The organism is Streptomyces sp. URMC 129, assembly GCF_051386415.1.
Taxonomy (GTDB): Bacteria; Actinomycetota; Actinomycetes; order Streptomycetales; family Streptomycetaceae; genus Streptomyces.
In genome coordinates this window covers 1-10,190 of record NZ_JBPQTQ010000167.1, presented here as the reverse complement: position 1 = coordinate 10,190, position 10,190 = coordinate 1, and the positions used below count along the sequence as shown (strand labels likewise).

The window sequence follows — 10,190 nt, the reverse complement described above, 5'->3', positions numbered from 1 at the left end:
GGTCATGGGCTCGTCGGGGCGGGCGGGGTCGGTGAGGGTGGCCTCGACCCAAGCGTCCTCGTGGCGGGCGAGGGCGGGGTCGGTGAGCAGCGTCTCCAGCCGCCCCCGGACGCGGGCGAGGGGCCTGGGCACCGGGCAGTCGACACGTTCGGCGTGGATCTCGCCCCGGGCGTCGAGGTCGACCAGCCACAGGGACTTGCGGTGCGCGGCCTCGGAGAACGAGTACGCCAGCGGTGAACCGGAGTACCGCAGGCGGGAGGTGAGGGTCTGGCAGCCGTGGAGGTGGCCGAGGGCGGCGTAGTGGACGCCGTCGAAGACGGCGGCGGGCACGGCGGCGGCGCCGCCGACGGTGATGTCCCGTTCGCTGTCGGAGGGCTGGCCGCCGGTGACGAACGCGTGGGCGAGGACGACGGAGCGGGTGCCGGCGGGACGGGCGGCGAGGTCGGCGCGGACGCGGTCCATGGCGGCGCCGAGGACGGCGGCGTGCGCGGTGGTCTCGACGGCGAACTCGTCGCGGACCAGGGCCGGTTCGAGGTAGGGCAGGCCGTAGAACGCGACGTCGCCGTGGCGGTCGGACAGCACGACGGGGGTGGCGACGGCGGCGGGGTCGGTGCGCAGGTGGATGCCGGCGCGCTCGATGAGGCGGGCGCCGACACCAAGGCGGCGCGGCGAGTCGTGGTTGCCGGAGATCATCAGCGTGGGCACGCCGAGCGCGGCGAGCCGGTGCAGCGCGTCGTCGTAGAGCTCGACGGCGGGCAGCGGAGGGACGGCCCGGTCGTAGATGTCGCCGGAGACGAGCACGGCGTCGACGCGCTCGTCGCGGGCGGTGGCGACGAGGTGGTCGAGGAACGCGGCCTGGGCGTCGTGCAGGCTCACGCGGTGCAGAGACCGGCCCAGGTGCCAGTCCGAGGTGTGCAGGAACCTCACCGCGCCGCCGCTCCCCTCGTCCGTGCCTGCCCGTGCCCGTGCCCGTGCCCGCGGCCCGTTGTCCGCCGCGGCGGCCCTCAGTCTGCCACCGGGGTCTGACACGCGCGGCGGCCGGGGCGGGGGCGGCCCGGCCGCGGGGCTGGCGGGGCCGGACGGCGCGCGGGCGGTTCCGTGCGGGCGGAGGGCGACGAGTCGCCGCGCGAAGGGGACGACGGTGTCCTCGGCGGCGGCGTTCCGGTCGCCGGGTTCAGGTGCGGGAACCGGGGACGGCGCCCTGCCTCGTCCACGCGCATGTGTCCGCCCGAGCGTCATCGCCGGTGGCACGAGCCTGGATGCGGGACTGACCGAGATTCCGCCATCCAACGGACTGCTCCTCATCCGTGAGGCTCTGGGACCGTTCGCTCCCCTGTGACAGCGGGCGCGGGCCGTTGGCGAGCTCGCTGGGAATCACAGCCCGCCGGGCCTCCCCCTCACGGGCTTCCGACGGACCGCGCGATGGGGCCGGCCGGGGGCTCCCCCAGGTGCGTGCGATCGCAGGGCGCCGGATCGTCCGCGTTCGCCCGCGGACGACGTCCGGGGGAACATGTGGGTGACTCGGCAACGCGGCGAAGGTGCGTGCTCCGGGGGCACGCCCGCCCCCGGGCCGGAGGGAGCGCCGCGGGCAGGGCGGCCTCGTCCGGCGACGGGCCCTGGGCCGGGTGAGGGTCAGTCACGTCAGGGCCTCCGAGTCCGCCCGGCGCGCGCGGAGGCGCGAGGCTAGCCCTTGAACCAGCGCTGGGGCACCGGATTGGTGTTCTGGTAGATGTGCTTGGCCTCGCGGTATTCGTCCAGACCGGACGGACCGAGCTCACGGCCGATGCCGGACTTGCCGAACCCGCCCCATTCCGCCTGCGGCAGGTACGGGTGGTAGTCGTTGATCCAGACGGTGCCGTGGCGCAGCGCTCCGGCCCGAGCAGCTGCGGCTGGTGCCCGCCGCCGAGGGGACGCTCACCGGCCGGGTGCTGGCCTCGTCCGTCATCGGCCACCTCGCCGAGTCCGAGGTGCGGCTGCCGGACGGCTCGGCCCTGCTGGTGCGCCAGCCGCGGTCCGCCCTGGCCCTGGGCCTGGCCGACTTCGCGCCCGGCCGCGAGGTCGGGATCGCCTGGGAGCCCGGGGCACCGCTCCTCCTCGGGGAACAGCGTCCGCCGGCCGGCCCCCGCTGACACCCGCGACGAGGAGACCCGTCCCATGACACACCTCACCGCCCCGCCGGCGCCGCCCCGCGGCGCTGCCCAGGACCCCCCGCGCACCCGCCGGGTGGCCGCCGTCCTCGGCGCCGCCCTCGCCCTCGCCGCCACTGCCTGGGTCTACCAGACGGCGCTCGCCCTCCGCCTCGGCATCCCCGCGCTGCTGCTCACCTTCGTCGTGTCGGTCCCGCTGCTGCTGCTCGCCGCCACGGCCGTGCGCACCAGGCGCCCCCGCGACGGGGCCGCGCTGCTGATCCCGGCGGTCGCGTTCGTCGCCGTCTTCCTGCTGCTGCCGGCCCTGGTCATCGTGGCCTACGCGCTCGCCACCCAACGCGGCTTCGGCGGCGTCGAGTTCGGCCTGTCCTTCGCGAACTTCGGCCGGAGCGTGAACGACATCACGCTCGGGGCGTTCTGGCGGACCCTCGGGCTGGCCGCCGCCGGCACGGCGCTGACCGTGCTGGCCGGGCTGCCGCTGGCGTACTGGCTCGCCCGGTTCGCCGGGCCACGGCTGCGGATGTGGGGAATGGCACTGGTCATGCTGCCCTTCCTGACGTCGTTCCTGGTCCGCACCTACGCGTTCCTCATCGTGCTGTCCGACCAGTTCCCGGTGCTGCGCGGCCTGCGGCGGCTGGGCCTGCTCGGCGAGGACGCCACGCTGCTGGGCACCCCGACCGCCGTGCTGATCGGCCTCACCTACACCTACCTGCCGCTGTTCGTGCTCCCTGCCTTCTCCGCCCTCGAACGCATGGACTGGTCCCTGATCCGGGCGGCCGGTGACCTGGGCGCGCCACGCTGGAAGGCGTTCCTCCAGATCACGCTCCCGCTCAGCCTGCCGGGCCTGACGACCGGCGCGCTGCTGGTGTTCATCCCGATGACGGGCGACTACCTGGTGCCGCAGATCCTCGGCGGCGGGCGCGTGGACCTCATGGGCAACCTCATCAGCCGCGCCTTCCTGGAGGAGCAGAACTACCCGAGCGGCGCGGCCCTCGCCCTGCTGATGACGGCCGCGCTGTCCGTGCTGACCCTGCTCCACCTCCGACCGGGCAGACGCTCAGGGACCCGCCATGGCTGACCACACCACCGGCGGCAGCGCCCGGGACCGGCGCGTGGTGCGCCGCCTGCTCACCGCGTACAGCCTCGCCGTCTACCTGTTCCTCTTCTTCCCCCTGGTCATCACCGCGGTCTACGCCTTCAACGCGGGCGACGTCGTCCCGCTGTGGGAGGGCTGGTCGGTGCGCTGGTTCCGCGCCGCCGCGGGGAACGACGGCATCCGCGAGGCCATCGCCCTCTCGCTGGCCATCGGCCTGGGCGCGGGCGCCGTCTCCGTGGTGCTCGGCACCGCGGCGGCCCTCGGCCTCGCCGGGCGGGCGCGCGGGTCGGGGCCGCTCCAGGCGTTCCTGATCCTCGGCCTCGTCGTCCCCGAACTGATGCTGGCCATCGGCCTCCTGCTCTACTTCGAGCAGGCGAACACGCCCCTCGGCCGGGGCCCGATGATGGTCTCGCACTGCCTGTTCGGCATCGCGCTGGTGATGATGACCGTGCGCGCCCGGCTGTCCCGGCTGCCCGTGGGCCTGGAACTGGCGAGCGCGGACCTCGGCGCGACCCGGTGGGCGACCTTCCGGCAGGTGACACTGCCGCAGCTCTACCCGGCGATCCTCGCCGGCGGGCTGCTGGCGTTCACCTTCTCCTTCGACGACGTGATCCTGTCCCAGTTCCTCGCCGGCTCGGGCAACACCACCTGGCCGCTGTACATCCTCGCCTCGCTGCGCACCGGCCTGTCGCCCGAGGTCAACGCCGCGGCCACGCTCGTACTCGGCGGCACCGTACTGCTGCTCGCCGGATGCGGCGGCCTGCTGCGCCTCGCCGCGGCCCGCGGACAACGCGCCGCCGACGCCAACCCCCTCTCCTAGTCCCGCCCTTCGGCCCGTCCCCGTCCCCGTCCCCGTCCTGGAGAACACCACCATGAAGCTCCACACCCGGCACCACTCCCCCGCCCACCTCCGCGTCCTGTGCACCCCGGCCCACGCCCGAAGACTCGGCACCCGCCTCAGCACCGGGCTGAGCCGGCGCCGCTTCCTGCTCGCCGCGGGCGCCGGCACGGCCACAGCCACCCTCTCCGGCTGTTTCTCCGCGGGCCAGGAGCAGCCCACCGGCTCCGGCGCCGAGTCCGGGCAGCCCATCGAGGACGCCCTGCTGATGGCCAACTACGCCGACTACGTCAGCGAGGAGAACCTGCGGCTGTTCACCGAGGCGGAAGGCCCCCGGGTCACCCTGGAGACCTACGTCACCGGCGTCGAGCTGATCTCCAGGATGGACACCGGCGGCGCGGAGTACGACATCGTGGTGCCCGGCCCCGCCGAGGTGGTCATGATGCGCGAGCGCGGCCTGCTGGCGGAGATCAACCGCGACCTGATCCCGAACCTGGCCAACCTTCCCTCCTCGTACGAGGAGAACGCCTACGACCCGGGGAACCGCTACACCGTCCCGAAGAACGTCGGCCTCGCCAGCTTCTGGTACCGGCCCTCGGTGGTGCGCGGCGAGAACCCGCGGAACCTCCTGGACTGCTTCGAGATGCTCTCCCGCCACCCCGACGCCCGGGTCAACTTCTTCGCCGGCGCCCGCGAGGTGTTCGCCATCGCGCTCGCCGCGCTCGACCGGGACATCGCCACCACCGACCCGGCCGACATCGAGGCCGCCAGGGAGCTGCTGATCTCGGTCCAGCCGTACATCGACTCGTTCGGCGCCGACGAGGTCGGCCTGGGCAGCGCCGGCGAGATCGACATCTGCCTGGGCTACAACGGCTACGCGCACCTCATCAACCAGGCCAGGCCCGAGGACCCGGTGACGTTCGTGCTCCCGACCGGCAGCACCGAGTACTTCATGAACGTCTGGGCCATCCCCGCCAACGCACCGCACCCGGTGGCCGCCCACCGCTGGATCAACATGATGCTGGAGCCCGAAGCGGCCGGCCGGGAGATGGACTTCACCGGCTACCTGGTCCCGGTCACCGGCGCCGAACGCTTCGCCGACCCCGCGCTGATCGCGGACCCCGTGGTCAACGTCACGCCCGAGCAACTGGCCCGCTGGCAGGTCAACATCCCGACCCCCGAGTCCGTCAGCCTCCAGACCGAGGCCTTCAACGAATTCCGCGCCGCATGACCACCACCACCCTTCCGGCCGCCGCCACCGGACCGGCCCCCGCGGCGAAGCCCCCCTGGTGGGCGGACGCCGTCCTCTACCAGATCTACATCCGCAGCTTCGCCGACGCGGACGGCGACGGCGTCGGCGACCTGCGCGGCATCCGGTCGCGCCTCGACCACCTGCGCGCGCTCGGGGTGGACGGCGTCTGGCTCACGCCGTGCTACCCGTCGTCCGGCGCGGACGGCGGCTACGACGTCTCCGACTACTGCGCCATCGACCCCGAACTGGGCTCGCTCGCCGAATTCGCCGCGCTGGTCGCCGACGCGGCACGGGCCGGGCTGCGGGTGGTGATCGACCTGGTGCCCAACCACACCTCCAGCGACCACCCCTGGTTCCGGGAGGCGGTCGCCGCGCCGCCCGGCTCCTCGGCCCGGGCCCGTTACCTCGTCCGCCCCGGGCGCGGCGCGGACGGTGAACTCCCCCCGAACGACTGGACGTCCGTGTTCGGCGGACCGGCCTGGACCCGGCTGCCGGACGGCGAGTGGTACCTGCACCTCTACGACCGGGCACAGCCGGACCTGAACTGGCGGAACCCGGAGGTGCGGGCGGAGTTCCGCCGGATCCTGCGGTTCTGGCTGGACCGGGGCGTGGCCGGCTTCCGCGTCGACTGCGCGCACAGCCTGCTCAAGCACCCCGATCTGCCAGACGTCGGCGCGGACGCGCCGCCCGAGCCCGGCACCGCGAGCTTCCCGAACCACCCGCAGGGCGACCGGGACGAGGTCCACGAGATCTACCGCGACTGGCACCGGGTGCTGGCCGCGTACCCCGGGGACCGGGTGCTGGTGGCCGAGGCGTGGGTGTCGGGCCTGGACCGCCTCGCCCGGTACGTGCGGCCGGACGAGTTCAGCCAGGCGTTCAACTTCGACTTCCTCTCGGCCGGTTGGGACGCCGAGGCGTTCCGCGGGGTGATCGGTGACACGCTGACCCACCTCGGCGCGGTCGGCGCGCCCGCCACCTGGGTGCTGTCCAACCACGACGTGCGGCACCCACGCGCTACGGCGGGGGCGCGGCCGGGCTGCGCCGGGCGCGCGCCGCGGCCCTGCTGATGCTGGCGCTGCCCGGCAACGCCTACCTCTACCAGGGCGAGGAGCTGGGCCTGGCCGAGGTCACCGACCTGCCGGAGGAGGTGCTGCGCGACCCCGCCTGGGAACGCTCCGGCCACACCGACCGGGGCCGGGACGGCTGCCGGGTCCCGATGCCGTGGCGCACGTCCGGCCCGTCCCTCGGCTTCGGCCCGGGTCCGGGCTGGCTCCCGCAGCCCGCGGCCTGGGCCGGCCTGTCGGCCGCAGCGCAGGAGCAGGACCCCGGCTCCACGCTGGAGCTCTACCGGACGGCGCTGTCGCTGCGCCGGACGGAGAAGTCGCTGGGCGGCACCGGACCGCTGCGCTGGCTGCCCTCCCCCGGCGGCTCCCTGGCGTTCGCCCGCGACCCCGGCCTGGTGTGTGTGACCACCTTCGCCACGCCGGTCCCGGTCCCGGTCCCGGCCTACGGCGACGTCCTGCTCAGCAGCGGGCCGCTGACCGACCCCACCCGCCTCCCGCCGGACACGACCGTCTGGTACCGCACCACGGCCTGACACCATGCGGGAGATCGCCGCGATCCCCGTCGGCCCCGGGCGCGCGCGGGTCCACGAGCACGGCTGGCAGTCGTGGAGCCCGACCGCGGCCTACCGCCTCGGCGCACGCCCGCACCGGCCGGTCCCGGACCCGGTCCGGGGCTGGCCGCCGACCCCGGGAACGGCGGCCCCGTCCGGATCTTCGCCGCGCCCGACGCGACCGGCCCGATCCCCTCGGTCCGCGCCTCCTCGCCCGCCCGGCCGTGTCCGGCCGCACGGAATCGGCCGCCCGTCTCCGGCACGGCCGCGGCCTGCCGGGCAGCGGCGACCGCCTGCACGGCCTGGACCCCTGGGGGCCGGCCACGACCCGCGACCTGCTGACAAGCCGGTGATCCCGGGTTGCGGCCCATGGTGTCCGCCGCCGTCACGGTCGTGATGACCGTGACGAGGGAGACGTGACCGCCTTCACCGCTGCACCGTGCCGTCGCCCTCGGCGCAGGGCATCCGCACCAGGCAGCGGACCGCGTGGCAGGTCGGCCCGAGGCTGTGCTCCATGCCGGTCCCGGCGGCGGGCGGCGGCGTCGACGCCCTCGGCGCCGGTGACCGTGGCGATTTGGCCACGCGCAGCAACGTGGGGCGGGTCAGGCCGTGGGGAGCTGCTCGGCACCCACCTCCTTGGGTGATTGTTCAACCAAGGTGCCCGGACACCACCGTCAGCACCGCTGGTCCGCTGCCCCGTCGTACGTCTCCCCGCCCAGCTCCAGCCGGGCCGCGCCCGCCGTGGCCCCGGCCAGCCAGTGCCGGAAGTCCGCCACGTCGGCCTCCGGCAGCCCGATCTCGATGGTGACCCCGGCGTCGCCGTACGTCACGGACCGCACCGCGCGCCCGGCGGCGCGCAGGTCGTTCTCTAGCCGTCCCGCCCGCGCGTGACCCGCGGTGATCAGCGCGACGCGCAGCCGCCGCCGGGCGACGGTGCCCAGCGCGTCCAGCGCGGCGCCGACGGCACCGCCGTACGCGCGGATCAGGCCCCCGGCGCCGAGCTTCGTGCCGCCGAAGTACCGGGTGACCACCGCGACCGCGTAGCGCACCTCCCGGCGCAGCAGCATCTGGAGCATGGGCAGCCCGGCCGTGCCGCCCGGCTCGCCGTCGTCGCCGCCGCGCTGGACACCCGCGTCGGAGCCGATGACGTAGGCGTAGCAGTGGTGGGTGGCGTCGGGCCGCCGGGCGCGGACGCGGGCGATGAACGCCTTGGCCTCCGCCTCGGTGGCGGCCGGGGCGAGCGAGCAGATGAAACGCGACCGGCTGACCTCGGTCTCGTGCTCCCCCTCGCCGGCCACCGTCAGATACCCGTCCCGCATCGGGCCAGCCTAGTGCTCGGGCCACCGGCCGCTGTGGCCGCGGGTCGGGGGCGTGCGCCCGGGCGCGATCGGCCGACTTCCCCGTCAGGAGCGACGCGTTCGCGCCCCGGGCCGCGCCTTCGTGAGGATGGCGAACGCCCAGGGCGACGATCACCGGTACCGGCGCCCCGGCATGCTCAGCGAGAGCGGGTGGGCGGGCCGCAGCCCGCCACGACGACCGCGGTCGGCGCGACTCGGCGGCGGGCGCCGCTGATCCGCGACCTGGCCGGCCGGGTGCCGGGCCGGGCTATGACCACCGCGCGCCCACAATTCCGGCCCCCCCCCGACATTCCGGACACACTCGGCGGATCGCCCGGGGAATCCGCAGCGGCCGGAACGGGTTGTCATGGGACGCACGACCTTTTCGTTCCGGCTGGAGGCAGGCATGTACGGCGACGCGGCGACGGCCCACAAGATCCTCACCGAGTCCGGGGACACCTGGGCCATGGTGGGCCTGTCCTCCAACCGGCAGCGCGCCGCCTACGGCGTCGCGGCCGTGCTGCGGCGCTTCGGCAAGCGCGTGGTACCTGTCCACCCCCGGGCCGAGACGGTCCACGACGAGCAGGGGTACGCGTCGCTGTCGGACATCCCGTTCCCGGTCGACGTCGTGAACGTCTTCGTGAACAGCGCCCACGCCGGCGCGATCGCCGACGAGGCCCGCGCCATCGGCGCGAAGGCCGTCTGGTTCCAGCTCGACGTGATCGACGAGGCGGCCTACGCCCGCACCCGCGCGGCCGGCCTCGACATGGTGATGGACCGCTGCCCGGCGATCGAACTTATTCACCTGGGTTACGCGTAGTCGCTGGCCCTGCGTCCATCCGTGAGGGCGGCGGCGAACAACGCCCCGCCCCCGGATGGACGCGCCCCGACGACCAGCACGGCGTCTGACCAGGGATTTCTCAGCCACCACGCCGGCCCGGCCTACGGCCGGATCAGCCCGTACCCGATGGCTTGTCCAGGGTGATGGTCGGTTCCACAAAGTTGACGGGGTAGCCCTCCGGGTGGCGAACTCCACCGGCCGCAGCCACAACGAACCACACGCCGGGCCCCTCGCCGCGGCGACCGCCTCGCGCAGGGCGGGAACGGCATCCGCGAGAGCCCAGCCACCCGACCGCAGCAGGAACAGCCCCACATCGGGATCGTCGGCGAGCCGGAAACCCACCGAAGTCACCGGCCCCGGCCCCCGGCCACTGCGGGCCACCGCCTTCCGATCGGAAACCGCGACGTCACCCGGGTGGTGCGAGACTCCGGCGACAGCCCCCTCCGAAGAACTGCTCAACGGCTCCGTCGTCATGCGGCAGACCACCTGGCCCGCACTGTCGACGCGAATGCGCACCCTGTCCCGGCGGGTCAGCACCACCAGCTCCCCGCCCACCTCCTCGCAGCCGCCCTCGAAAAGCGCGGCCAGGCGATGCGCCACGGACAGTTCGTCCGTCACGACACTCCACACCCTGCCGACCACCGGAGAGCGCCCCGTACGAAGCGGAACCCGGAACCGCCCGACGACCCGGTCGACCGTCACGGAAGCGCAATCCCAGAGCGACACGACACCACCGTTGACCCCTCCGACGAAACGGTCACCAACGAGCGAGCCCGCCAGCCCTACGGCGGGAAAGATCCCCCGAACACCCCGATGCGGCTCCGCCGCGATCCGCTGGTTATCCTGCGCATCCCTCTCCGCCGGCTCCCCGCCGCCCACCCGCAAGGGCCACGCCCCGGAGCGGCCCAGCAACTCGCGATAGTCTTGCCCGCTCACGCCACCCAAGTTCGACGGAAGGCGCGTTCAGACCACCCAGGCAGCCACCCAAGTGCAGCGACGCACCGGCTCCATCAACACAACCGACGGCCCACTGCAAAATACCCCCGACCCAGCCGCCCCTACCC

At 74.3% G+C, this 10,190-nt stretch carries 8 protein-coding genes and 2 pseudogenes; 6 read left to right on the top strand and 4 right to left on the bottom strand.

Features of this window, described 5'->3' with window-relative positions; genetic code table 11:
* A partial coding sequence (locus ACSNOC_RS25330; RefSeq protein ID WP_436749891.1) for an exonuclease SbcCD subunit D occupies positions 1-927 on the bottom strand: 927 nt, incomplete at its 3' end.
* A gap of 756 nt (positions 928-1,683) precedes the next feature.
* Positions 1,684-1,875: pseudogene (locus ACSNOC_RS25325) on the bottom strand (aldehyde dehydrogenase family protein); the annotation flags it as partial.
* A gap of 17 nt (positions 1,876-1,892) precedes the next feature.
* Here ACSNOC_RS25325 and ACSNOC_RS25320 point away from each other — a divergent pair.
* The 5 genes and pseudogenes from ACSNOC_RS25320 (at position 1,893) to ACSNOC_RS25300 (ending at position 6,930) form a co-directional block, all read left to right on the top strand.
* Positions 1,893-2,129 carry a TOBE domain-containing protein gene (locus ACSNOC_RS25320; RefSeq protein ID WP_436749890.1) on the top strand — a complete coding sequence of 79 codons (237 nt, stop codon included), beginning with the start codon at positions 1,893-1,895 and terminating at the stop codon, positions 2,127-2,129.
* A 25-nt stretch (positions 2,130-2,154) separates the two neighbouring features.
* Positions 2,155-3,225, top strand: a complete 1,071-nt coding sequence (locus tag ACSNOC_RS25315; RefSeq protein ID WP_436749889.1) for an ABC transporter permease — start codon at positions 2,155-2,157, stop codon at positions 3,223-3,225.
* Positions 3,218-4,063 (top strand): ABC transporter permease, encoded by an 846-nt coding sequence (locus ACSNOC_RS25310; protein WP_436749888.1) that lies wholly within the window; start codon positions 3,218-3,220, stop codon positions 4,061-4,063. The genes ACSNOC_RS25315 and ACSNOC_RS25310 overlap by 8 nt, the downstream gene beginning before the upstream one ends.
* A 52-nt stretch (positions 4,064-4,115) precedes the next feature.
* Positions 4,116-5,312 (top strand): ABC transporter substrate-binding protein, encoded by a 1,197-nt coding sequence (locus tag ACSNOC_RS25305; protein WP_436749887.1) that lies wholly within the window; start codon positions 4,116-4,118, stop codon positions 5,310-5,312.
* Positions 5,309-6,930: pseudogene (locus ACSNOC_RS25300) on the top strand (glycoside hydrolase family 13 protein). Before ACSNOC_RS25305 ends, ACSNOC_RS25300 begins: the two are co-directional and overlap by 4 nt.
* Positions 6,931-7,374: 444 nt before the next feature.
* Here the strand turns inward: ACSNOC_RS25300 and ACSNOC_RS25295 are convergent.
* Positions 7,375-7,530 carry a hypothetical protein gene (locus ACSNOC_RS25295; RefSeq protein ID WP_436749886.1) on the bottom strand — a complete coding sequence of 52 codons (156 nt, stop codon included), beginning with the start codon at positions 7,528-7,530 and terminating at the stop codon, positions 7,375-7,377.
* A gap of 92 nt (positions 7,531-7,622) precedes the next feature.
* The gene (locus ACSNOC_RS25290; RefSeq protein WP_436749885.1) at positions 7,623-8,267 is read right to left on the bottom strand and encodes an IMPACT family protein; all 645 of its coding nucleotides are present in this window, start codon (positions 8,265-8,267) and stop codon (positions 7,623-7,625) included.
* A 424-nt stretch (positions 8,268-8,691) separates the two neighbouring features.
* Between ACSNOC_RS25290 and ACSNOC_RS25285 the strand changes: the two genes are divergently transcribed.
* Positions 8,692-9,105, top strand: coding sequence for a CoA-binding protein (locus tag ACSNOC_RS25285; RefSeq protein WP_436749892.1), 414 nt, complete (start codon positions 8,692-8,694; stop codon positions 9,103-9,105).
* The last annotated feature ends 1,085 nt before the right edge of the window (positions 9,106-10,190 follow it).